Raw genomic sequence first — 23,831 nt, forward strand, 5'->3', positions numbered from 1 at the left:
GTCGATGTGAAGTCTCTTGACGTAAAGTATCTTGACGTCGAGGGGATGGACGGGTGACGCTGGGGTCACGCCGATCCGTGATCCGGGAGGTCCCGTGTCCGCAGCCGCCGCCCGTCCCGTCTGGGACCCCGCCCAGTACCTGCGTCACGCCGGGCACCGCACCCGGCCCTTCACCGACCTGCTCGCCCGCGTCCCCGCCCTGCCCGGCGACCCGCCCCGCATCGCCGACCTCGGCTGCGGCGCCGGCAACGTCACCGCCCTCCTCGCCGGCCGCTGGCCCGCCGCCCGCGTCACCGGCTACGACAACGCACCCGAGATGCTCGAGAAGGCCCGCGCCGACCACGAGGGCCCCACCGGAGGGGGCGGCCGCCTCGACTTCGCCCACGCCGACGCCGGCGTCTGGACGCCGCAGGAGCCGTACGACCTGATCGTCAGCAACGCCACCCTGCAGTGGGTGCCCGGCCACGTGGAGCGGTTCGGCGACTGGATCGACGGGCTCGTGCCCGGCGGCGTCCTCGCCCTCCAGGTGCCCGGCAACTTCGACGCGCCCAGCCACGCCCTGATGCGCGACCTCGCCGCCTCCCCGCGCTGGCGCGACCGCCTGGCCGGCGTGCTGCGCCACCAGGACGCCGTCCTGCCGCCCGAGGAGTACCTGGACCGCCTGGCCGCCCTCGGCTGCGCGGCCGACGCCTGGGAGACCACGTACGTCCATCTGCTGACGGGGGAGGACCCCGTGCTCGACTGGGTGAGGGGGACCGGGCTGCGGCCCGTCCTCACCGCCCTCGACGACGACCCCGAGGCGCGGGAGGAGTTCCTCGCCGAGTACCGCGCCGCCCTGCGCGCTGCCTATCCGGCCACCGCGCACGGCACCCCGTTCCGCTTCCGCCGCGTCTTCGCCGTCGCCGTCAAGAAGGGCTGAAAACCGATGCTGACCGCCGTCGACCACGTGCAGCTCGCCGCCCCGCCCGGATCGGAGGACCTGCTGCGCGCCTACTACACCGGCGCCCTCGGCATGGCCGAGACGCCCAAGCCGCCCGCCCTGGCCGCGCGCGGCGGCTGCTGGTTCGAGACCGGGGACGTACGCCTCCACCTCGGGATCGAGCGGGACTTCCGGCCCGCCCGCAAGGCCCACCCCGGCCTGCGGGTCGCCGGCATCGACGCGTTCGCCGCCCGGCTGGCCGCCCACGGCGCCCCGGTCACCTGGGACGACGGTCTCCCCGGGCACCGCCGCTTCTTCAGCGAGGACCCCGTCGGCAACCGCCTGGAGTTCCTGGAGCCGGACCCGGCCTAGGACTTGCGGTGGCCTATCAGCCGCGGCTTCGGCTCCAGGCCGTCCAGACCGTGCCAGGCGAGGTTCACCAGATGGGCCGCGACCTCCGCCTTCTTCGGCTTGCGCACGTCCAGCCACCACTGGCCGGTCAGCGCCACCATGCCGACCAGCGCCTGCGCGTACAGCGGGGCCAGCTTCGGGTCGAAGCCGCGGCTCTTGAACTCGCGGCCCAGGATGTCCTCCACCTGGGTGGCGATGTCCGAGATCAGCGAGGCGAACGACCCCGTCGACTGGGGGATGGGGGAGTCACGGACCAGGATGCGGAACCCGTCCGTGTACTCCTCGATGTAGTCCAGCAGCGCGAACGCGGCCTGCTCGCACAGCTCCCGGGGATGGCCGGCGGTCAGCGAGCCGGTCACCATGTCCAGCAGCCGCCGCATCTCACGGTCCACCACGACCGCGTACAGGCCCTCCTTGCCGCCGAAGTGTTCGTACACCACGGGTTTGGAGACCCCGGCCTTCGCCGCGATCTCCTCCACCGACGTGCCCTCGAACCCCTTCGCCGCGAAGAGGGTGCGGCCGATCTCCAGCAGCTGCTGGCGGCGCTCGGCACCGGTCATCCGGGTGCGGCGCGCACGCCGCGGCTTGTCATTGCTGGGGGTGCTGCTGGAGTCGGTCGCCACGGCGACCATCATGCCGCCTCGGCAGGCTCCTTCCCCCGCCGGGCGGCGCCGTCGGAGGCGATACGGCGCGAATCGATACGCGAGCGTGACGGCCACCGCACGTCGTACGCCCAGCCGAGCTGCTCGAACCAGCGGATCAGCCGGGCCGAGGAGTCCACCTGCCAGCGCTCCACACCGTGGCGTGCCGACGTCGGGTCGGCGTGGTGCAGGTTGTGCCAGGACTCACCGCACGACAGCACCGCCAGCCACCACACGTTGCCCGAACGGTCCCGCGACCTGAACGGGCGCTTGCCCACCGCGTGGCAGATCGAGTTGATCGACCACGTCACGTGGTGCAGCAGAGCCACCCGGACGAGTGAACCCCAGAAGAAGGCGGTGAACGCGCCCCACCACGACATGGTCACCAGACCGCCGATCAGCGCGGGCAGCGCCAGCGACACCGCCGTCCACAGCACGAACTGCCGGGAGATCGCCCGCATCGCGGGATCCCTGATCAGGTCCGGCGCGTACTTGTCCTGCGGCGTCTGCTCCTCGTCGAACATCCATCCGATGTGCGCCCACCACAGGCCCTTGAGCAGCGCCGGGATCGTCTCCCCGTACCGCCACGGCGAGTGCGGGTCGCCCTCCGCGTCGGAGAACTTGTGATGCTTGCGGTGGTCGGCCACCCAGCGCACCAGCGGCCCCTCGACCGCCATCGAGCCGGCGATGGCCAGCGCGATCTTCAGCGGCCGCTTCGCCTTGAACGAACCGTGCGTGAAGTGACGGTGGAAGCCGATGGTGATGCCGTGGCACCCCAGGAAGTAGAAGAAGACCAGCAGGCCGAGGTCCAGCCAGCTCACCCCCCATCCCCACGCCAGCGGCACGGCCGCCACCAGCGCGAGGAAGGGGACGACGATGAAGAGCAGCAGCGTGATCTGCTCGATGGACCGTTTCCGCTCCCCGCCCAGGGTGGCGGAGGCCGCGGTGTCGTCGGGCCGGGGCCGCTTCGAGGCTTCGTCGAGCACATCGGAGGTTGAGGTCATGCGTTCCCCTGTGGGGTATGTGGACTTGAGGAAGGTGCCGGGCCGCCGGAACCGCATCGCTTTCCTACGGTTCCGTAACCTACGGCATCGTAAGTATGGCAGTGCGTCGCCCCGCGGCAAGAGCCCGTGAACCAGCGCGTCCGGCTCGACACCTATCCTTGGAAGTCGGTCGGACAGCGCGGTCCGCTCTGATTTCTTCCCGGACGTCCGGCCCGCAGCGGCGCACGCCGCGCGAGACGCTCATCCGGGTTCCCTCCAGACGAGCTTCAACACTGCAAGGAGCCGCACCTGTGAGCAGTGCCGACGACCAGACCACCACGACGAGCGCCGAACTGCGTGCCGACATCCGCCGACTGGGCGACCTCCTCGGGGAGACGCTCGTCCGGCAGGAGGGCCCGGAGCTCCTCGAACTCGTCGAGAAGGTCCGCCGCCTCACCCGCGAGGACGGCGAGGCCGCCGCCGAACTGCTGCGCGGCACCGAACTGGAGACGGCCGCCAAGCTGGTGCGCGCCTTCTCCACGTACTTCCATCTGGCCAACGTCACCGAACAGGTGCACCGCGGACGCGAACTGGCCGCCCGCCGCGCCGCCGAGGGCGGCCTGCTCTCCCGCACCGCCGACCGCCTCAAGGACGCCGACCCCGAGCACCTGCGGGAGACCGTCCGCCACCTCAACGTACGGCCCGTCTTCACCGCCCACCCCACCGAGGCCGCCCGCCGCTCCGTCCTCAACAAGCTCCGCCGCATCGCCGCCCTCCTGGAGACCCCGGTCCTCGCCTCCGACCGGCGCCGCCTCGACACCCGCCTGGCGGAGAACATCGACCTCGTCTGGCAGACCGACGAACTGCGCGTGGTGCGCCCCGAGCCCGCCGACGAGGCCCGCAACGCCATCTACTACCTCGACGAACTCCACGCCGGCGCCGTCGGCGACGTCCTGGAGGACCTCACCGCCGAACTCGAGCGCGTCGGCGTCCGCCTCCCCGACGACACCCGCCCCCTCACCTTCGGCACCTGGATCGGCGGCGACCGCGACGGCAACCCCAACGTCACCCCCCAGGTCACCTGGGACGTCCTCATCCTCCAGCACGAACACGGCATCAACGACGCCCTGGAGATGATCGACGAACTGCGCGGCTTCCTCTCCAACTCCATCCGCTACACCGGAGCCACCGAGGAACTGCTCACCTCCCTCCAGGCCGACCTCGAGGCCCTCCCAGAGATCAGCCCCCGCTACAAGCGCCTCAACGCCGAGGAGCCCTACCGGCTCAAGGCCACCTGCATCCGGCAGAAGCTGGAGAACACCAAGCTCCGCCTCGCCAAGGGCACCCCCCACGAGCCCGGCCGCGACTACCTCGGCACCAGCGAACTGATCACCGACCTGCGGATCATCCAGGCCTCCCTGCGCGAACACCGCGGCGGCCTCTTCGCCGACGGGCGCCTCGCCCGCACCATCCGCACCCTCGCCGCCTTCGGCCTCCAGCTCGCCACCATGGACGTCCGCGAGCACGCCGACGCCCACCACCACGCCCTCGGCCAGCTCTTCGACCGGCTCGGCGAGGAATCGTGGCGCTACGCCGACATGCCCCGCGAGTACCGCGCCAAGCTCCTCGCCAAGGAACTGCGCTCCCGCCGTCCCCTCGCGCCCAGCCCGGCGCCCGTCGACGCGGCCGGCGAGAAGACCCTCGGCGTCTTCCAGACCGTCAAGCGCGCCCTGGAGGTCTTCGGCCCCGAGGTCGTCGAGTCCTACATCATCTCCATGTGCCGGGGCGCCGACGACGTGTTCGCCGCCGCCGTCCTCGCCCGCGAGGCCGGCCTCATCGACCTGCACGCCGGCTGGGCCAAGATCGGCATCGTGCCGCTCCTCGAGACCACCGACGAGCTCAAGGCCGCCGACACCATCCTCGAGGACATGCTCTCCGACCCGTCCTACCGGCGCCTCGTCGCGCTGCGGGGCGACGTCCAGGAGGTCATGCTCGGCTACTCCGACTCCTCCAAGTTCGGCGGCATCACCACCAGCCAGTGGGAGATCCACCGCGCCCAGCGCCGCCTGCGCGACGTCGCCCACCGCTACGGCGTCCGCCTGCGCCTCTTCCACGGCCGCGGCGGCACCGTCGGCCGCGGCGGCGGCCCCACCCACGACGCGATCCTCGCCCAGCCCTGGGGCACCCTCGAAGGCGAGATCAAGGTCACCGAGCAGGGCGAGGTCATCTCCGACAAGTACCTCATCCCGTCCCTCGCCCGCGAGAACCTCGAACTGACCGTCGCCGCCACCCTGCAGGCCTCCGCCCTGCACACCGCGCCCCGCCAGTCCGTCGAGGCCCTCGCCCGCTGGGACGCCGCCATGGACGTCGTCTCCGACGCCGCCCACGCCGCCTACCGCGCCTTCGTCGAGGACCCCGACCTGCCGACGTACTTCCTCGCCTCCACCCCCGTCGACCAGCTCGCCGAGCTGCACCTGGGCTCCCGGCCCTCCCGCCGCCCCGGCTCCGGCGTCTCCCTCGACGGTCTGCGCGCCATCCCCTGGGTGTTCGGCTGGACCCAGTCCCGGCAGATCGTCCCCGGCTGGTTCGGCGTCGGCTCCGGCCTCAAGGCCCTGCGCGAGGCCGGCCTGGACACCGTGCTCGACGAGATGTACGAGCAGTGGCACTTCTTCCGCAACTTCATCTCCAACGTCGAGATGACCCTCGCCAAGACCGACCTGCGGATCGCCCGCCACTACGTCGACAGCCTCGTGCCCGACGAGCTCAAGCACGTCTTCGACACCATCGTGGCCGAACACGAGCTCACCGTCACCGAGGTGCTCCGCGTCACCGGCGAACAGGAACTGCTCGACGCCGACCCCGTCCTCAAGCAGACCTTCGCCATCCGCGACGCCTACCTGGACCCGATCTCCTACCTCCAGGTGGCGCTCCTCAAGCGCCAGCGCGAGGCGGTCGCCGCCGGCGACCAGCCCGACCCGCTGCTCTCCCGCGCCCTGCTGCTCACCGTCAACGGCGTCGCCGCGGGCCTGCGCAACACCGGCTGACCACCGGACGCACGAAGGGGCGGTGCCCTCCGGCTCGCACGAACCGGGGGGCACCGCCCCTTTCCCGTCCCGGGAGGTCTACAGCGCCACGAACGCCGCCGTCAGCAGTCCCGCGCCCCCCAGCGCCAACACCCACGCCGCACGCGTCCGCAGCAGGCCGCCCGCCACCACCACCGACGCCAGCAGCAAGGCGCCCCCGAGCGGCACCCACGCGTACAGCACCCCCGCCGGACCCGAGCGCACCGCCTCCGCACCGCCCGGCTTCAGCACCACCGTGTACGTGCGGCCCCCCTCCACCGCCACCGTGTCGTCCAGCACCACCTTGGCGCGCGGCTGCGACCCCGGCGACAACGGCGCGTACGGACCCTCGCAGACGTCCTCGGCGCACCGCGTCACCTCCACCGTGCCGCGCTCGCGCCCCTTGGTCAGCATCACGTGCTGCGCCGTCCCCCACGACGCCCACACACCGGCGATCAGGATCAGCGCGGCGACCGTCCCCATCGCCGCGAACCGGCCGAAGCGCAGCGCGGAGGAACCGCGCGAGGAACGGGCAGCGGAAGGCATGGCCGCGATCCTTGGCCATGACCTCGTGTCCGGTCAACTCCGCCGGACGGCACCAGGCGGCATGCCGGCCCACGTCACCATCGTCACCGCGTCAGGAGTTGTACGCGCTCTGCGCCCGCTCCAGACCCTCCGTCACCAGGCACTCCACCGCGTCCGCCGCCCGGTCCACGAGATAGTCCAGCTCCTTGCGCTCCGCCGACGAGAAGTCCTTCAGCACGAAGTCCGCCACCGGCATCCGCCCCGGCGGCCGCCCGATCCCGAACCGCACCCGGTGGTAGTCCCGCCCGAACGCCCCCGTCAGCGACTTCAGACCGTTGTGCCCGTTGTCCCCGCCGCCCAGCTTCAGCCGCAGCGTCCCGTAGTCGATGTCCAGCTCGTCGTGGACCGCCACCACCCGCTGCGGCGGCACCTTGTAGAACTCCCGCAGCGCGTTCACCGGCCCGCCCGACAGATTCATGTACGACATCGGCTTCACCAGCACCACCCGCCGGCTGCCCGGCCCCGGCGGACCGGTCCGGCCCTCCACCACCTGCGCCTGCGCCTTCGCCGCCCGCTTGAACCGGCCGCCCATCCGCTCCGCCAGCAGATCCGCCACCATGAACCCCACGTTGTGCCGGTTCATCGCGTACCCCGGCCCCGGATTGCCCAGCCCGGCGACCAGCCACGGACCCGCCGCGTCCTCCGTCACGCCCACGCTTCCTCCCACACATACGCGTCGGCCGCCGCCCCGCACGGGAGCAGCGGCCGACGAACGACTGGTACCGAAAGGCTCAGGCCCCGGCGGCCTCGTCGCCCTCCTCGGCGCCCTCGGGCGCCTCCTCGGCCTGCGCGGCCAGGACCTGCAGCACCACGGCGTCCTCCTCGACGGCGAGGGAGACACCGCTCGGCAGCGTGATGTCCTTGGCGAGCACGGAAGCGCCGGCCTCCAGGCCCTCGACGGACACGGTCACGCTCTCCGGGATGTGCGTGGCCTCGGCCTCGACCGGCAGCGCGGACAGGACGTGCTCCAGGAGGTTGCCGCCCGGGGCGAGCTCGCCCTCGGCCTGCACCGGAATCTCGACCTGGACCTTCTCGCCGCGCTGCACCAGCTGCAGGTCGACGTGCTCCAGGAAGCCCTTCAGCGGGTCACGCTGGACGGCCTTCGGGATGGCCAGCTCGTTGGTCTTGCCGTCGATGTCCAGCGCGATCAGGACGTTCGGCGTACGCAGGGCGAGCAGCAGGTCGTGGCCCGGGAAGGTCAGGTGCAGCGGGTCCGAACCGTGCCCGTACAGCACACCCGGAACCTTGTCCTCACGACGGATACGGCGGGCAGCGCCCTTGCCGAACTCGGTGCGCGTCTCGGCGGCGATCTTCACCTCGGACATGATCACTCCTCATAGTCAGAAACGGACGTGGTCACCCGGCCACGAACGGCCTGCTACGAAGAGCGCGTCGATAACGGACCGCCGTACGAATCTTCCGAAGAAGCGGTACGGCCTCCCTCGCCGAGCAACTCGAGCAGTTTACCCGGACCGGAAGGCCGCACCCAAAACGATCACCGGCATCCGAACGGACGTCGGAGCGCAGAACCCTTACTGCTCGTCGAACAGGCTGGTCACAGACCCGTCCTCGAACACCTCACGCACCGCGCGCGCGATCGTCGGCGCGATCGACAGCACCGTGATCTTGTCCAGGCTCTCACTCAGCTCGGTCGGCGTCGGCAGCGTGTTCGTGAACACGAACTCGCTCACCTTCGAGTTCTTCAGCCGGTCCGCCGCCGGACCCGACAGCACACCGTGCGTCGCGGTCACGATCACGTCCTCCGCGCCGTGCGCGAACAACGCGTCCGCCGCCGCGCAGATCGTGCCACCCGTGTCGATCATGTCGTCCACCAGCACACACACGCGGCCCTTCACCTCGCCGACCACCTCGTGCACCGTGACCTGGTTCGCCACGTCCTTGTCCCGGCGCTTGTGCACGATCGCCAGCGGCGCACCCAGCCGGTCGCACCACCGGTCCGCCACCCGCACCCGGCCCGCGTCCGGGGACACCACCGTCAGCTTCGACCGGTCCACCTTCGCGCCCACGTAGTCCGCCAGCAGCGGCAACGCGAACAGGTGGTCCACCGGACCGTCGAAGAAGCCCTGGATCTGGTCCGTGTGCAGATCCACCGTCAACAGCCGGTCCGCACCCGCCGTCTTCATCAGGTCCGCGATCAGACGCGCCGAGATCGGCTCACGCCCCCGGTGCTTCTTGTCCTGCCGGGCATACCCGTAGAACGGCACGATCACCGTGATCGAACGGGCCGACGCACGCTTCAACGCGTCGATCATGATCAACTGCTCCATGATCCACTTGTTGATCGGCGCCGTGTGGCTCTGGATCAGGAAACAGTCCGCGCCGCGCGCCGACTCCTGATACCGCACATAGATCTCACCGTTCGCGAAGTCGAAGGCCTTCGTCGGGACGACCCCGACACCCAACTGCTGGGCGACCTCCTCGGCAAGCTCGGGGTGGGCGCGGCCGGAGAAGAACATCATCTTCTTCTCGCCGGTCGTCTTGATCCCGGTCACAGCACTGTCTCCTCAGAGGTGTCTCAGCTGGTGGGGGTGCACACTGCACCCCTCACGGTACGCCGTCCCGAACGGAACGCTCTCCCGGTCACTCCTCGCCGGCCGGCTCCCGCGACGCCGCCTCCGCGGCCTTCGCGGCGGCACTCCCCGGCCGCTTGCGAGCCACCCAGCCCTCGATGTTCCGCTGCTGACCGCGCGCCACCGCCAGCGAACCGGGCGGCACATCCTTCGTGATCACCGAACCCGCGGCCGTGTAAGCACCGTCGCCGATCGTGACAGGAGCCACAAACATGTTGTCCGACCCCGTCCGGCAGTGCGACCCGACCGTCGTGTGATGTTTGTCCTGTCCGTCGTAATTGACGAACACGCTCGCCGCACCGATGTTCGAAAACTCACCGATCGTGGCGTCCCCCACGTACGACAGGTGCGGAATCTTCGTCCCCTCACCGATCGACGCGTTCTTCGTCTCCACGTACGTACCGATCTTGCCCTTGCGCGCCAACCGCGTCCCCGGACGCAAATACGCGAACGGACCCACCGACGCCTCAGGACCCACCTCGGCCCCCACCGCCACCGTGTTGTCCACCCGCGCCCCCGCACCCACCCGGGTGTCCGTCAGCCGCGTGTTCGGACCCACCTCGCAGCCCTCACCCAGATGCGTCGCACCGTGAAGCTGCGTCCCCGGATGCACCACCGCGTCCCGCTCGAACGTCACCGACACGTCCACCCACGTCGACGCCGGATCCACCACCGTCACGCCCGACAGCATCGCCGCCGTCAGCAGCCGCTCGTTCAGGATCCGCCGCGCCTCCGACAGCTGCACACGGTTGTTGATCCCCGCGATCTCCCGGTGGTCCCCCGCCACCGACGCACCCACCCGGTGCCCCGCCTCACGCAGGATCCCCAGCACGTCCGTCAGGTACTCCTCACCCTGACTGTTGTCCGTACGCACCCTCTTCAGCGCGTCCGCCAACAGCGCCCCGTCGAACGCGAACACACCCGAGTTGATCTCCCGGATCGCCCGCACCTCGTCGGAGGCGTCCTTGTGCTCCACGATCGCGGTCACCGCGCCGGAGCCGTCCCGCACGATCCGGCCGTACCCGGTCGCGTCCGGCACCTCCGCCGTCAGCACCGTCACCGCGTTGCCGTCCGCACCGTGCGTCTCCGACAGCCGGCGCAGCGTCTCACCGGTCAGCAGCGGAGTGTCACCGCACACCACCACCACGGTCCCGTCCACGGAACCGCCCAGCTCCTCCAGCCCCATCCGCACGGCATGACCGGTGCCGTTCTGCTCCTCCTGCACCGCGGTGCGGACGGCGGGGGCGACCTCGGCGAGATGGGCGGTCACCTGCTCGCGGGCGTGACCCACGACGACGACCAGGTTCTCCGGCTCCAGCTCACCGGCGGCGGCGAGGACGTGGCCCACCAGGGAACGGCCACAGATGTCGTGCAGGACCTTCGGTGTGGCCGACTTCATACGGGTGCCCTCACCCGCTGCGAGTACGACGACGGCTGCCGGGCGGTTGGCGCTCACGGGATGCCCTTCGGCTGTGTTGGAGGTGGGGGATGGACATCCGCAGGATACCGGGGCGTTTCCGGGGCGACATGAGCGCGGGTCCTGACCGGTTACCGGTCAGGACCCGAACCATGCAGCTCCGCCAGCTGGATTCGAACCAGCACTACAGGGCTTCAAAGGCCCGCGGGCTACCAGTTACCCCATGGCGGATGGCTGCGTCAGACCTTACCCGAGGCGGGTGGTGTGGTGATCCCGGAGACCATTCCTGTCCACCAGCCTTCGATGCGCCGGTACAGGTCGGCGCCTTGCGACACCCGGACGACCAGACAGCCGCGATAGGTGTCACCGACGTTCTTCCGGACGGTCGCCGGGTTGTGCTTCTTGATGGTCGTTCTCTGGAACACGGAGACGTCCACGCCGACAAGATTCGCCCAGTATCGTTTCGCGCCCTCCACGTCGGCGGTCATGTGGATCATCACGCGGTACCGCAGGCGGTCGGGCTCGACGCCGAGCAGGTCGAGCCATGCCAGGTAGAGCTTGATCACGCCCGGGTCGCTGTTCACGAAGAGGACGTTCTCCCGCCGGTCGTAGGGCTTGTCCTTCGCGCCCTCGGCCCAGTACAGGGCCACACCCGCGAGGAAGAGGTCGCGTTCGGACAGCGGGCCGATCTCCAGGGCTGCGGCCTCCTCGGTCCGTCGGCGTTGCTCGTCCCGCACCGCCAGCTCGTGCTCCCAGCGCATGCGGCCCGCCAGTCGCGCCTGCTCCGAGGGCGGGCGCCGCTCCGGCTTCGGGAGGTCCCGCACCCACAGCGAGATCGAGCCCTTGGAGCACCCCAGCTCGACCTGGATCCGGTCGTAGGTCCAGCCCTGGAGGCGTAGCTCGCGGGCCTTCGCCCGCAGGTCGTCCTTGGCGTTGGGGCGCCGTGTCCAGTCCGGGGCGGGTTCGCCCTGGAGGAGGCGGTTGAGGAGGTCGTTGTTGTCGACGTGGAGCCGGTCGCGGATCTGGCGTCGGCTCAGTCCCGCGCGTCGCAGGGCGACCGCCTGCTCGCGCAGGCCTTCGAAGTCGGCGTACTTGCCGGTCGGATGTGCCATGGGCATACCGTCCGGGAGGAATGGCAGGTTCCCCCTCGAACGGTGTCCGATTCAGCAGTTCGAGGGAATGTCGGGCGCACCGCGGCCGATCGGTCGGTCCGTGTGGTCCGGTGCCGAGGTGAAAACTCCCCGGAAAACGGGCTGGGAGCGCCCTTAGGCTGGGAGGCATGACCACGGCGGGGGAAGATCATGTGACGGCCCGGGGAGGGCCGTGGTGGTGGGAGCGGCGGCGCGGTGCCGTGCTCGATGCGGGGCTCGCGGTGGTGTCCGCGCTGGAGTGCGGGATCGAGGGGGTGCCGTTCGCGTGGGAGGCGGGGCTCCCGGTGGCCGTGGGTGTGGTGTTCGGGCTGGCCGCGGGGTCGGTGCTGCTGGTGCGGCGGCGGTGGCCGATCGCGGTGGTGCTGGTGGCGATCGCGGTGACGCCGGCGGCGATGGGGTTCCTGCTGGGGGTCGTGGGGCTGTACTCGCTGGCGGCGTCGGATCTGCCGCGGCGGATCATCGGTTCGCTGGCGGGGATGCAGTCGGTGGGCGTGCTGATCGTGATGTTCGTGCGGATGCGGCAGGACATCGCGCGGGGGGACGTGGAGGTCGGTGACTGGCTGGTGCCGTTCGCGTCGGTGACGATGGCGCTGGGGGTGACGGCTCCGCCGTTGCTACTGGGCCTGTACGTGGGGGCGCGACGGCGGTTGATGGAGAGTCTGCGGGAGCGGGCGGACAGTCTGGAGCGGGAGCTCCAGTTGCTCGCGGAGCGAGCGGAGGAGCGCGCGGAGTGGGCGCGTAACGAGGAGCGGACGCGGATCGCGCGGGAGATGCACGACGTGGTGGCGCACCGGGTGAGTCTGATGGTGGTGCATGCGGCGGCGTTGCAGGCGGTGGCGCGGAAGGATCCGGAGAAGGCGGTGAGGAATGCCGCGCTGGTGGGGGACATGGGGCGGCAGGCGCTGACCGAGTTGCGTCAGATGCTGGGGGTGCTGCGGGCGGACGCGGTGCGGCCCGGGGCGGGAGGGGGGTCGGTGCCGTTGGCCGCGGTGGGTGCGGCGGCGGCTGCCGCGGCGTCGCGGGTGGTCGAGGAGGAGGCGGTCGAGGGGCCGTCGCTGGCGGAGATCGACGAGTTGGTGGGGCAGTCGGCGGCTGCGGGGATGGTGGTCGATCTGTCGGTGGAGGGGGAGTACCGACCGTATGCGCCGGAGGTGGAGGCGACGGCGTACCGGGTGGTGCAGGAGGCGTTGACGAACGTCCACAAGCATGCGGCGGGTGCGAAGACGTACGTGCGTCTGGCGCACCGGGTGTCGGAGATCGCGATGCAGGTGGAGAACGAGCCGCCGTCGGGTGCGGGGTCGGCGGCGGGGCTGCCGTCGGGGGGCAACGGTCTGGTGGGGATGCGGGAGCGGGTGTCGGCGCTGGGCGGGGTGTTCGTGTCGGGGCCGACGGACGCGGGGGGTTTTCGGGTGTCGGCGGTGATTCCGGCGTCGTGAGGGCGTCGTTCGCGGGCTGTGCCGGGGTCAGCCGGCGGTGAGGCGCTGGGGCTGGATGCCGGTGATCAGGGTGGCGAGGGCGTGGTCGATGTCGGGGCCGAGGTACCAGTCGCCGGTGTGGTCGAGGGCGTAGACGCGGCCCGGTGCGTCGATGGCGAGGAGTGCCTGGGTGTCGGTCTCGGCGCCGAGGGGGCAGACCTCGGTGCCGAGGGCGCGGCCGAGGTCGTTGAGGGTGCGGGCGAGGTGGAGGCCGTGGAGGGGGTCGAGGTGGACGGGGGTGGGGGCGATCTGGCGGCCGGGTCCGCCGGGCCGGATGTGGAGTCCGCCGAATTCGGCCCAGGCCTCGACGGCGGCGGGGAAGACGGTGTGGCGGTGTCCGGCGGGTGAGGTGTGGCCGCGCAGGGTGTCGGCCCAGATCTCGGCCTGTTTGATGTCCCAGCGGCCGGGTTGCCATCCGGCGGCGCGCAGTGCGGCGTCGACGGGGACGGCGAACCGGGTGGTCGAGGTGCGGTCGGTGTGCATCTGCCCTTCGTTCGTCTAGGTCGTGTGGTGGTGCGGGGGTGGTTCAGCCGCCGGTGCGGGCGGCGGGGTCGACCAGGCGGACGCCGAAGTGGGCGGTGAGGGCGGTGCAGGCACGGCAGGGGGCGGCGTAGCTGCCGTGGAGGGGGTCGCCGTCCTCGCGGATGCGGCGGGTGGTGAGTTTGGCGTGTTTGAGGGCTTTGCGGGCTTCGCCGTTGGTCATGGGTCTGCGGGCGGCGCGTTTGCTGCGGGCGGCGTCGGCGGTGGCGATGTGCCGGGAGATGAGGATGGTCTCGGCGCAGCGCCCGGTGAAGCGGTCGCGCTGGTCGCTGGTGAGGGTGTCGAGGAAGTCCTGGACGAGCGGGTGGAGCGCGGGGGGTGTGTCGCCGCGGGCGGGGGTGCCGGTGAGGGTGGCGCCGCGGACGGAGAGGGCGGCGGCGATGGTGGGGAGGATGCCGTCGCGGCGGTGCCGGAGGACGGGTGCGGGGGTGGTGCCGGTGGCGCTCCAGCCGATGCGGGGGTCGCCGGAGCGGGGGTCGCCGGCCGGCCCGGTGTGCGTCCCCGTCTGCGTCGCGTTCATGATCGTCATCCCCTCCCGAGCATCCCCCCGGTGGTCACAGAGTGCCAAATCGTGTGGCGGGTGGGGAAGCTGGGGCGGGACGACACGCCAGGCCGGGGGCGGACCGTCACGGGAGGGTGACGTGGGGTCACGGAAGCGGAGGGGCTGGTGGGCGGTGCCCGGTGACCGGCGGTGGTGTACCGCATAGGCTGTCGGCACCGCGATCCGGCGGTGTTCCGTGTGCGGGCGCCGTGGGGTCGTACCGGTGAAGCAGACGTGACAGTCGAATACGCTCCGTGACGGTCCTGATGGAGGGCGGCGGGCGTACAGAGTGCCGCAGGGGGCAACCGCCATGACGACAGGTCGGCTCGGGCTGGGGGCACCTCCCGGCCGTCAGGCCGGGGGCACTTCCGCGCCGCCGAACGCGGCCTATGCCGGGCAGGTCGTGCACTTCCCGGACCCGGTGCGGGCGGCCCGCCACCCGAGGGGGGTGCGGGTGGACGAGCGCGGCTATCCCGACTTCTCGCCCTACGCGCGCGCGGCCGCGGAGATCGCGGATCCGCCGGAGGGTTTCGGTGGCGACGAGCTGCGGCTGACGGACTACGTGTCGGCGAACGCGGCGTTGGCGGCGACGGGTCACGAGTTGTGGGACACGGTGCCTGCGGTGGCGACGCCGCACGGCTGGACGTGGCATCACGTGGCGGGGACGCGGCGGCTGGAGCTGGTGCCGGTCGAGGTGAAGGCGCTGCTGCGGCATCACGGTGGTGTGGCGACGGCGGCGGTGGACCACGCCAAGCGGGGCACGCGGCCGTTGCAGGAGACGCGACCGGCGCACTTCGGGCTGCCGAAGTCGGGTGTGGCGGTGACGGAGTCGCAGGTGCTGGGGGTCGAGGAGGACCTCGGGTACCGGCTGCCGGGTGCGTACCGGTCGTTCCTGAAGGCGGCGGGCGGTTGTGCGCCGGTGGGGACGGCGCTGGACGCGGAGCTGGGTCTGCTGGTGGACCAGCCGTTCTTCACGGTGCGGGACGAGGCCGCGGTCAACGACCTGGTGTACGTGAACAAGTGTCTGCGGGACCACCTGACCAAGGACTACCTGTGCGTGGCGTTCGTGCAGGGCGGTCTGCTGGCCGTGAAGGTGAGGGGCGAGCGGCGGGGTTCGGTGTGGTTCTGCGCGTACGACGACGTGCGGGACGTGGATCCGTCGTGGTCGCAGGCGGAGCGGGTGGAGCGGCTGCTGCTTTCGTGCGGTGAGGATTTCGACGTGTTCCTGTCGCGGCTCGCGGGGTCCCCTCCGGAGTTGGAGACGGTGGCGCATCTGATGGTGGACGGCGGGTTCGCGCGTGCCGTTCCGGTTTCTTCCGCGGGGGAGTGAGTCGTACCGATGGTGACGTTCGCGCAGGCGCAGGAGCGCGCGGAGGAGTGGGTCAACGGGGACGTGCCCGCGTATCAGCACCGTGAGGTGCGGGTGCGGGAGTTCGGTCTCGGGTTCGTGGTGTGGGCGGAGGACCGTGCGGAGGGTCCGCGGTCGGACGGCGGCGGGCAGCGGCTGGTGATCGCCCGGGACAGTGGCGATGCCACGCTGTGGCCGGCGCTGCCGGTGGGCGAGGTGATCCGCCGGTACGAGGAGGAGTACGGCCGGGACGAGGCGGCGGAGGAGGAGCCGGCGCCGGCGCCCGCGGCGCGGGTGGACCTGAACCAGACGTCGTTCCTGCTGAGTCCGCCGGAGTGGCTGCAGGAGGCGGCGGACCGGCTGGGCATCCCGGACCGGCGCGGGGCGACGTCGGGGGGTGCCGGCGGGGCGGCCTCGGGGGCGTCCGCCGGTGCCGGTGTCGGTGTCGGTGCAGGTCCGGCGTCGGGTGCGGTGCCGGAGCAGGCGGGCACGCCGGACGCGCCGGACGCGAGCTGGGCGTCGTCGGGTGCGGGACGGGGCGCCGACGCGTCCGGGTCCGGCTCCGAGGGGACGTCCGCGAGTTCCGGTGCGGCGGCTTCCGCGTCCGACGGCGGCGGGTCGGCGTGGCCGGCGGCCGGCGGCGGTGCGGACGAGGGGACGCCGTGGGCCGGTACGGACACCACGGCGGACGGCGGTGAGGACCGGTCGGTGCCGTTGCCGCAGACCGTGTACGCACCGCAGGTGAGGGAGCCGGGCGAGGACGGCGCGGCGACGCCCGACGCGAAGACGACGTTGATGTCGGGCGGCAGCGTGCTGCCGCCGACGGCGGTCGCGCCCGCGGTCCCGGAGGGCGGGACGGGCCAGGCCACGCCGCCGGCCCCGACCCGGGCGGGGACTCCCGCGCCGCCGGCCCCGACCCGCGCCGGTGTGCCCGGCACCCCGGCGCCGGGCACTCCCGCGCCGCCGCCGGCGGCTCCGGGTACGCCGGGCGGCACGCCGGACGCCGGTGACATCGCCGACGCGGCGACCGGCAAGGCGACGCCGCCGGAGCCCGACCAGGGCCCGACGCCCCCGCCGCCTCCGGGCGCTCCGGGTGCGCCGGGCGGCACGCCCGCGCCCGCTCAGGGCGGGGCGAGCGGTTATGTGCCGACGCAGCTGGTGTCGTCACTGGGCCCGGAGGGCGCCTCCGGCTCCCGGACGCCGCCCCCGCCGGGCACACCGGCTCCGGGCACCCCGACGCCGCCCCCGCCCGGTGCGCCGGGTACGCCCGGCACGCCGCCGGGTGGGGTGCACCACGCGGCGACGATGCTCGCCGCCCCCGGCAGCCCGGGCGCCGGCGCGCCCACGCCTCCGGGGCCGGCCCCGGCCGCCCCGGGTGCGCCCGGTGCGCCTCGGTCGCCCGGTCAGCCGGGTGCTCCTGGTGCCCCCGGCGCATCCGCACCGCCCGCCCCGCCCGGCCCGCCCGGTGCCCCCGGTCGACCCGGTGCTCCGGGCATCCCCGGCGCCCCCCAGCCGCCCGCCCCGCCCCGCGCCCCTGGAGCGCCGGGCGCCCCCGGCGCTCCGCGGGTGCACCACGCGGAGACGGTGCTGGCCGCGCCGCCGGTCGGCGGTCCGGGCACGCCTCCGCCGCCGGGGCCGCCCGGTGCGCCGCCGATGGCTCCCGGCGCCATGCCTCCGGGTACGCCCCCGCCGGGTGCTCCCGCGCCGGGGCAGCCGCCGGCGTACGGCTATCCGCAGCAGCCGCCCGGTCAGCCGACCGTCGGCCCCGGTTACCAGGCCGTGCTGCGTTACCGCGCGCAGGACGGCTCCGAGCAGCAGTTGATCCGGCGTTCCGCGCCGGGCACCCCGCATCCGGAGTGGCAGATCTTCCACGAGCTGCGCGCGATGAACGTGCCGCCGAACCAGGTGCTGGAGCTGCACACGGAGCTGGAGTCGTGCGAGCTGCCGGGCGCGTACTGCGCGCGGATGATCCGCGAGCAGTGGCCGCAGGCGCGGATCACGTCGATCGCGCCGTACGGCACGGACCACGCGAGCCGGCAGCAGGGCATGCGGCAGCTCCTCGCCCACCAGGGCGAGCTGCACCAGGTGGCGGACGGTCCCGCGCGTCCGGCTCCGGTGCGGGCGCCGATCCCGCCGGTGCCGCAGGCCCCGCCGATCCCGCCGGAAGCGATCGGGCAGGAGCTGGCGGCCGCGTTCGGGCCGGGCGTGTTCCGGTTCGAGCAGGCGGCGGTGGCCCGGCAGGGCGTGCCGCCGATCGTGGCGCACACGCTGGTCGTGGCGGGCCTGCCGTTGGACATGGGCCCGTTCTTCTGGGCGCAGGCCCAGCCGGGCCGCCCGGTGCCGACGCTGGCGGAGCTGGCCGTGGAGCGGGGTGTGCAGCCCGCGCCGGACGCGGGCTCGTACCTGGTGATGGGCAGCGACTTCGGCAAGGCGCTCTGTGTGCAGTACGGCACGGCGAACATCGTCGCGGTGCCGGTGGAGGCCGGTCCGGGCGGTACGGCGGTGGCGCCGCAGTTCGTGAACACCGGGCTGCCGGAGTTCGCGCGGTGCCTGGCGCTGCTGGGCCGGATGTGGCGGCTGCGGTTCGGGCTGAACCAGGAGCAGGCGGGCCGCTGGACCGTCGATTTCCAGGCGCAGCTGGCCGCCCTCGACCCGGCGGCGCTGGGGTCGCCGGAGACCTGGTGGTCGGTGCTGCTGGAGCAGATGTGGGACGGTCTGCTGTGAGCCGCCGCCGCTGAAGGCGTGACCCGTGAGCCGGGCCCGGTCGTGCGACGACCGGGCCCGGCTCACGTCTGCCGGCCGTCTCCGCCCGTCGCCTCCGCGCCCACCGAGCGGAGTGTCGCGTTATGAACACTTCCTTGTCATCGATCAAGATGTGCGCGATTCATCCCTTTTTGTGCTCGGTCGTCGTGCTGGGCTTCATGTCCGTCGGTGGAAGGGGTTCCAGGGTGAGCAGCGCATCGGTGTCGTCACGGGGTTTCGAGGTCGTCAGGGGGCGCGGGTACCGCCCGCTGCAGGTGATCGCGTACGTCGAGGCGCTGTCGGACGACCGGGACGCCGCCTGGGAACGGGCGGCGCGGCTCACCGTGCTGGCCCGCGAGATGGAGGAGGAGCTGGAGCGGCTGCGGGTGCGGGTGGCCGGACTGCCCGAGCAGACGTACGAGTCGCTGGGTGACGGCCCCCGGCGGCTGTTCCTGCTGGCGCTGGAGGAGGCCACGGCCGTACGGGAGTCGGCACGGCAGTACGCGCAGGACCTGACCGACCTGGCGCGGGACGACGCCGCCGAGGTGGAGGAGGCCGCACGGGCCTACGCGGCCGCGCTGCGCGCCGTCGCCGACGCGTACGCCCGTGACCGGCTGGCCGCGGCGCGCGAGGAGGCCGACGAGATCCGCATCGAGGCGCGGCTGGAGGTGAAGGAGCGGCGCACCGAGGTGCTGGCGGAGGTGCGGCGGGCGCGGGAGCGCGCCTCGGAGCTGCTCGCCGAGGGGGCCAGGGCGCAGGCGCAGCGGCTGGACGAGGTCGCCCGGGAGGAGGCGGCACGCGCGGCCGGGCTGGACGCCCGGCACGCGGAGGCGGAGGAGCGCGCCGAGCAGGTGCTGGCCGAGGCGCGTCAGGCGTTCGCGGACGCGCAGGAGGCGGCGCGGCGGTGCGCGGACGAGGCGCGGGAGCGCGCGGCGGAAGTGCTGGCCGAGGCGCAGGCGCGCGCGGAGGACATCGAGCGGGAGACCGCGCGGGTGCTGCGCGAGCACGCGGACCGGCGCGAGGACGTGCAGACGCAGATGGACCACGTCTGCGCGAGCCTCACCGCGCTGACCGGCCGCGCGGTGGAGTGACGCGCGGCCGGGCCGGGGGACGCGGCGGGTCAGGGCTTCCGCTGGTCACGGCCTGCTGCGACGAGAAGCTGTGGCGGGGCGTGCCCAGGTGCCCGGTGCGGCCTGGGCGGGTGCGGGGCGGGCGGCTGTCGGGAGCTGGTGCGGTGGGCGGAGGAGGCGGCGTGGGGGACGGCCGCGAGAAATTCCGTGTACGGGGCATCGAAGGGTGGGCGCGGGTGGGGACGCGGGTCGTGGGGGCGCGGGAAGGGGGCGGCGGGCATCCCGTGCTCCTCGCGTGGCTTCGGGCCCGCGCGGGGGCCGTGGGGAGGGGGCGGGAGCGGGAGTCCGCACGTCACTCGCGCGGAGAGCGGAGCGCGGCGGTTCGGGCGGAACTCCCCGCCGGTGAGTGCTCCCGCGGGTGGTCCGTGCCCTGAGCTGGGGTGTCGCCCGCATCAGCTCCGGCTCGTGCGGTGCGTGCGGTGCGTGCGGGACAGCGTGCCGTCCGCCGGCCGCCGGTCGGCTTGACCCTGACGCGGCGGCAGGGTGGACGCTGGGCGGCGCCGGGAAGGACGGGTCCAGGCGGCGCGGGCGGGAGGAGATCCGGCGTGCCGGAAGGAGGAGCGACCCCGAGACGGTCTCCGCCCCACGGGGGAGAGCCCTTAGGGGCAGCTCCGCCCTGTGGCTCGGGGAGGGGTCGTCCCGGCGGAGGACGAAGCGGGGCGGGCCCCGTCCCTAGCCTGGTTCCACGCCGCCGGGGGGGTGGCGGAGCACAGCACCGGGGGTGGGGTTTTCCACAGCAGAAGACTGCGTGAAACACCAGCGCGCCGGACCCTCCCCCCACGCCAGACTGAAGCACGTCCCGAGCACCACGCACCGGGCGGCCGCCGCACCGCACACGGGCGACCGCCAGGGGCACCGCTTTCTCTCGACGACCGACATAGGAGACTTACCGTGACATCGGCTGTGACCATTCCCAGGCACGGGGGTACTGGAGGGACTACGGCCGTTGCCGCGCGGGCGCGGCAGGTCGTGAAGGCGTACGGGTCCGGGGAGACCCGTGTCGTCGCCCTCGACCACGTCGACGTGGACATCGCCCGCGGCCAGTTCACCGCGATCATGGGCCCCTCGGGGTCCGGCAAGTCCACGCTGATGCACTGCCTCGCCGGGCTCGACACCGTGACGAGCGGTCAGATCCACCTGGACGACACCGAGATCACCGGGCTGAAGGACAAGAAGCTCACCCGGCTGCGCCGCGACCGGATCGGCTTCATCTTCCAGGCGTTCAACCTGCTGCCGACGCTCAACGCGCTCGAGAACATCACGCTGCCCATGGACATCGCCGGCCGCAAGCCCGACAAGGCGTGGCTGGACCGGGTGGTGGAGACCGTCGGGCTCGCGGAGCGGCTGAAGCACCGGCCGACGCAGCTCTCCGGCGGCCAGCAGCAGCGGGTCGCCGTGGCGCGGGCGCTGGCCGCCCGGCCGGAGATCATCTTCGGGGACGAGCCGACGGGGAACCTCGACTCCCGTGCCGGCGCCGAGGTGCTCGGCTTCCTGCGCCGCTCGGTCGACGAGCTGGGCCAGACCATCGTCATGGTCACCCACGACCCCGTCGCCGCCTCCTACGCCGACCGGGTGCTGTACCTGGCCGACGGCCGCATCGTCGACGAGATGCTGCAGCCGACCGCCGAGCAGGTCCTGGACCGCATGAAGGACTTCGACGCCCGGGGGCGCACGTCATGACCGTCCTCAAGACCTCGATGCGCAATTTCGTCGCGCACAAGGGACGCATGGCGCTGTCGGCGGTGGCGGTGCTGCTGTCGGTGGCGTTCGTGTGCGGGACGCTGGTGTTCACGGACACCATGGGCACCACGTTCGACAAGCTGTTCGCGGCGACCGCCTCGGACGTCACCGTCAGCTCCAAGGACGCCGCCGAGGGCGGCGAGACCACCTCCGGCAACGGCAGGCCGCCGGTGATACCGGCCTCCGTGGTCGAGGAGGTGCAGCGCGCGGAGGGGGTGAAGGCGGCCGAGGGCGCGGTGTTCTCCACCGCCGTCACCGTCGTCGACGGCGACCGGGACAACCTGTCGCCCACCAACGGCGGCCCGACCGTCGTCGGCAGCTGGAACGCCAACGACGCCCGCACCATGGACATCACCTCCGGTGCGGAGCCGAAGGGCGCCGGCCAGATCATGCTCGACGCGGACACCGCCGAGAAGCACGACCTGGGCGTCGGCGACGAGCTCAGCGTCATCACGGCGCTCGGCACGCACACCGCGAAGATCTCCGGCGTCGCCGACTTCACCGTCACCAACCCCGGCGCCGCGGTCTTCTTCCTCGACACGCCCACCGCACAGAAGGTCCTGGTCGGCGAGGACGGCGTCTACACCGACGTCTACGTCACGGCCGCCGAGGGCGTCAGCGACGAGCAGGTGAAGCAGAACGTCCTGGCCGAGCTGGGCGGCGGCTACAAGGTGCTCACCGAGAAGGAGGCCGCCGAGGCCAACCAGAAGAGCGTCGAGGGCTTCATGAACGTCCTGAAGTACGCGATGCTCGGCTTCGCCGGGATCGCCTTCCTCGTCGGCATCTTCCTGATCATCAACACGTTCTCCATGCTGGTCGCCCAGCGCACCCGCGAGATCGGCCTGATGCGGGCCATCGGCTCCTCCCGCCGGCAGGTCAACCGGTCCGTGCTGATCGAGGCGCTGCTGCTCGGTGTCGTCGGCTCCGTCCTCGGCGTCGCCGCCGGCATCGGCCTCGCGGTCGGCCTGATGGAGCTCATGGGCACGATCGGCATGGAGCTGTCCACCGGCGACCTCACCATCGCCTGGACGACCCCGGCACTCGGCCTGCTCCTCGGCGTGGTCGTCACCGTCCTCGCCGCCTACCTGCCCGCCCGCCGCGCCGGGAAGGTCTCCCCGATGGCCGCGCTGCGCGACGCCGGCACCCCGGCGGACGGGCGGACCGGCCGGATCCGCGCCGTCACCGGCCTGGTCCTCACCGGCGCCGGAGCGGCCGCCCTGTACCTGGCGGGCGCCGCCGAGAAGGCCGCCGACGGCTCGATGTGGCTGGGCCTCGGGATCGTGCTGACCCTGATCGGCTTCGTCGTCGTCGGCCCGGTGCTGGCGAGCGGCGTGGTCCGCGTCCTCGGCGCGGTCCTGCTGCGGGCGTTCGGACCGGTGGGCCGCATGGCCGAGCGCAACGCCCTGCGCAACCCGCGCCGCACCGGCGCGACCGGCGCCGCGCTGATGATCGGGCTCGCGCTGGTGGCGTGCCTGTCCGTGGTCGGCTCCTCCATGGTCGCCTCGGCCACCGAGGAGCTCGACAAGGCGGTCGGCACGGACTTCATCGTCCAGGACGACAACGGCCAGCGGATCACCCCGGAGGTCGTCGAGGCGATCAGGGCGACCGAGGGCATCGAGCGGGTCACCGAGTACAAGTGGACGAAGGCCGACTTCACCACGCCCGACGGGAAGACCAGCGACGACACCGCGATCACCGCCGCCGACCCGACGTACGCCACGGATCTGCAGGTCGAGACCGTCGAGGGGAGGCTGGAGGACGCCTACCGGCCGGACTCCATGTCCGTCCACGAGGACTTCGCGAAGGAGCACGGGGTCACCCTCGGCTCGACGATCGACGTCGCCTTCGAGAACGGCACCACCGGCACCCTCACCGTGCGGGCCGTCACCAGCAGCGACGGCGCCATCGACGCCGGCGCGATGTACACGTCGATCGAGACCCTCGGCCGGTACGTGCCGGCCGACAGGATGCCGCTCGACCTGATGGTGTTCGCCTCGGCGGAGGACGGCCGGAAGGACGTCGCGTACTCGGCCCTGAAGCAGACCATGGACCGCTTCCCGCAGTACGAGGTGCGCGACCAGACCGACTACAAGGAGGCGCTGCAGGGCCAGATCGGCCAGCTGCTGAACATGATCTACGGCCTGCTGGCCCTGGCGATCGTCGTCGCGATCCTCGGCGTGGTGAACACCCTGGCCCTGTCGGTCGTCGAGCGCACCCGGGAGATCGGCCTGATGCGGGCCATCGGCCTCTCGCGCCGGCAGCTGCGCCGCATGATCCGGATGGAGTCGGTCGTGATCGCCCTCTTCGGCGCCCTGCTGGGCCTCGGACTGGGCCTGGGCTGGGGCGCCACCGCCCAGCAGCTCCTCGCCCTGGAGGGCCTGAAGGTCCTCGACATCCCGTGGCCCACCATCGCCGGGGTGTTCGTCGGATCCGCCTTCGTCGGCCTGTTCGCCGCGCTGGTCCCGGCCTTCCGCGCCGGGCGGATGAACGTCCTGAACGCCATCGCGACCGAGTAGCGGCCGCCCGGACACCGCGCACGGGGGTGGCGGGGAGAC

Annotated in this window: 19 protein-coding genes and 1 tRNA gene; 9 read left to right on the forward strand and 11 right to left on the reverse strand. The window is 72.5% G+C overall.

Translation table 11 applies throughout. The features are described from left to right. Positions 1 to 94: 94 nt before the first annotated feature. Entirely contained in the window at positions 95 to 919 is an 825-nt protein-coding gene (locus tag C1708_RS19220) for a trans-aconitate 2-methyltransferase (RefSeq protein ID WP_106413838.1), read from the forward strand. Between the two features lie 6 nt (positions 920 to 925). After that, entirely contained in the window at positions 926 to 1,291 is a 366-nt protein-coding gene (locus C1708_RS19225; protein WP_106413839.1) for a VOC family protein, read from the forward strand. Here C1708_RS19225 and C1708_RS19230 read toward each other — a convergent pair. Next, entirely contained in the window at positions 1,288 to 1,965 is a 678-nt protein-coding gene (locus tag C1708_RS19230) for a TetR/AcrR family transcriptional regulator (RefSeq protein ID WP_030870343.1), read from the reverse strand. The genes C1708_RS19225 and C1708_RS19230 overlap by 4 nt on opposite strands. Next, positions 1,962 to 2,975 (reverse strand): acyl-CoA desaturase, encoded by a 1,014-nt coding sequence (locus tag C1708_RS19235; RefSeq protein ID WP_106416373.1) that lies wholly within the window; start codon positions 2,973 to 2,975, stop codon positions 1,962 to 1,964. The genes C1708_RS19230 and C1708_RS19235 overlap by 4 nt, the downstream gene beginning before the upstream one ends. Positions 2,976 to 3,265: 290 nt before the next feature. Between C1708_RS19235 and ppc the strand changes: the two genes are divergently transcribed. Beyond that, positions 3,266 to 5,998, forward strand: coding sequence for a phosphoenolpyruvate carboxylase (gene ppc / locus C1708_RS19240; protein ID WP_106413840.1), 2,733 nt, complete (start codon positions 3,266 to 3,268; stop codon positions 5,996 to 5,998). A 78-nt stretch (positions 5,999 to 6,076) separates the two neighbouring features. Here the strand turns inward: ppc and C1708_RS19245 are convergent, their stop codons facing one another. From C1708_RS19245 to C1708_RS19275, 7 genes are all read right to left on the reverse strand, one after another. After that, entirely contained in the window at positions 6,077 to 6,562 is a 486-nt protein-coding gene (locus C1708_RS19245) for a hypothetical protein (protein WP_106413841.1), read from the reverse strand. 91 nt (positions 6,563 to 6,653) lie between these two features. Further along, positions 6,654 to 7,256, reverse strand: a complete 603-nt coding sequence (gene pth / locus C1708_RS19250; protein WP_106413842.1) for an aminoacyl-tRNA hydrolase — start codon at positions 7,254 to 7,256, stop codon at positions 6,654 to 6,656. Between the two features lie 76 nt (positions 7,257 to 7,332). Beyond that, on the reverse strand, positions 7,333 to 7,926 hold the full coding sequence (locus C1708_RS19255; protein ID WP_106413843.1) for a 50S ribosomal protein L25/general stress protein Ctc: 594 nt from the start codon (positions 7,924 to 7,926) through the stop codon (positions 7,333 to 7,335). A gap of 207 nt (positions 7,927 to 8,133) precedes the next feature. Then, positions 8,134 to 9,114 carry a ribose-phosphate diphosphokinase gene (locus C1708_RS19260; protein ID WP_106413844.1) on the reverse strand — a complete coding sequence of 327 codons (981 nt, stop codon included), beginning with the start codon at positions 9,112 to 9,114 and terminating at the stop codon, positions 8,134 to 8,136. A gap of 88 nt (positions 9,115 to 9,202) precedes the next feature. Further along, entirely contained in the window at positions 9,203 to 10,648 is a 1,446-nt protein-coding gene (gene glmU / locus C1708_RS19265) for a bifunctional UDP-N-acetylglucosamine diphosphorylase/glucosamine-1-phosphate N-acetyltransferase GlmU (protein ID WP_106413845.1), read from the reverse strand. 119 nt (positions 10,649 to 10,767) lie between these two features. After that, positions 10,768 to 10,840: transfer RNA gene (locus C1708_RS19270), tRNA-Gln, on the reverse strand. 8 nt (positions 10,841 to 10,848) lie between these two features. After that, entirely contained in the window at positions 10,849 to 11,721 is an 873-nt protein-coding gene (locus tag C1708_RS19275) for a hypothetical protein (RefSeq protein ID WP_106413846.1), read from the reverse strand. A 167-nt stretch (positions 11,722 to 11,888) separates the two neighbouring features. On the opposite strand from C1708_RS19275, the gene C1708_RS19280 reads away from it, so the two are divergent. Further along, positions 11,889 to 13,196, forward strand: a complete 1,308-nt coding sequence (locus C1708_RS19280) for a sensor histidine kinase (protein ID WP_106413847.1) — start codon at positions 11,889 to 11,891, stop codon at positions 13,194 to 13,196. A gap of 27 nt (positions 13,197 to 13,223) precedes the next feature. Here C1708_RS19280 and C1708_RS19285 read toward each other — a convergent pair whose 3' ends face one another. Then, positions 13,224 to 13,718 (reverse strand): SUKH-3 domain-containing protein, encoded by a 495-nt coding sequence (locus C1708_RS19285; RefSeq protein ID WP_106413848.1) that lies wholly within the window; start codon positions 13,716 to 13,718, stop codon positions 13,224 to 13,226. A gap of 43 nt (positions 13,719 to 13,761) precedes the next feature. Continuing rightward, positions 13,762 to 14,295, reverse strand: coding sequence for a YwqJ-related putative deaminase (locus tag C1708_RS19290; RefSeq protein ID WP_106416374.1), 534 nt, complete (start codon positions 14,293 to 14,295; stop codon positions 13,762 to 13,764). A 331-nt stretch (positions 14,296 to 14,626) separates the two neighbouring features. On the opposite strand from C1708_RS19290, the gene C1708_RS19295 reads away from it, so the two are divergent. The 5 genes from C1708_RS19295 (at position 14,627) to C1708_RS19315 (ending at position 23,792) form a co-directional block, all read left to right on the forward strand. After that, positions 14,627 to 15,646, forward strand: coding sequence for an SMI1/KNR4 family protein (locus C1708_RS19295; protein ID WP_106413849.1), 1,020 nt, complete (start codon positions 14,627 to 14,629; stop codon positions 15,644 to 15,646). Positions 15,647 to 15,655: 9 nt separating this feature from the next. Further along, positions 15,656 to 18,388 (forward strand): SUKH-4 family immunity protein, encoded by a 2,733-nt coding sequence (locus C1708_RS19300; RefSeq protein ID WP_106413850.1) that lies wholly within the window; start codon positions 15,656 to 15,658, stop codon positions 18,386 to 18,388. Between the two features lie 197 nt (positions 18,389 to 18,585). After that, positions 18,586 to 19,497 carry a coiled-coil domain-containing protein gene (locus C1708_RS19305; RefSeq protein WP_198602537.1) on the forward strand — a complete coding sequence of 304 codons (912 nt, stop codon included), beginning with the start codon at positions 18,586 to 18,588 and terminating at the stop codon, positions 19,495 to 19,497. A gap of 930 nt (positions 19,498 to 20,427) precedes the next feature. Further along, positions 20,428 to 21,216, forward strand: a complete 789-nt coding sequence (locus C1708_RS19310; RefSeq protein ID WP_106413852.1) for an ABC transporter ATP-binding protein — start codon at positions 20,428 to 20,430, stop codon at positions 21,214 to 21,216. Continuing rightward, positions 21,213 to 23,792 carry an ABC transporter permease gene (locus C1708_RS19315; RefSeq protein WP_106413853.1) on the forward strand — a complete coding sequence of 860 codons (2,580 nt, stop codon included), beginning with the start codon at positions 21,213 to 21,215 and terminating at the stop codon, positions 23,790 to 23,792. Before C1708_RS19310 ends, C1708_RS19315 begins: the two co-directional genes overlap by 4 nt. Positions 23,793 to 23,831: the final 39 nt, after the last annotated feature.

Source organism: Streptomyces sp. DH-12 (assembly GCF_002899455.1).
GTDB lineage: Bacteria > Actinomycetota > Actinomycetes > Streptomycetales > Streptomycetaceae > Streptomyces.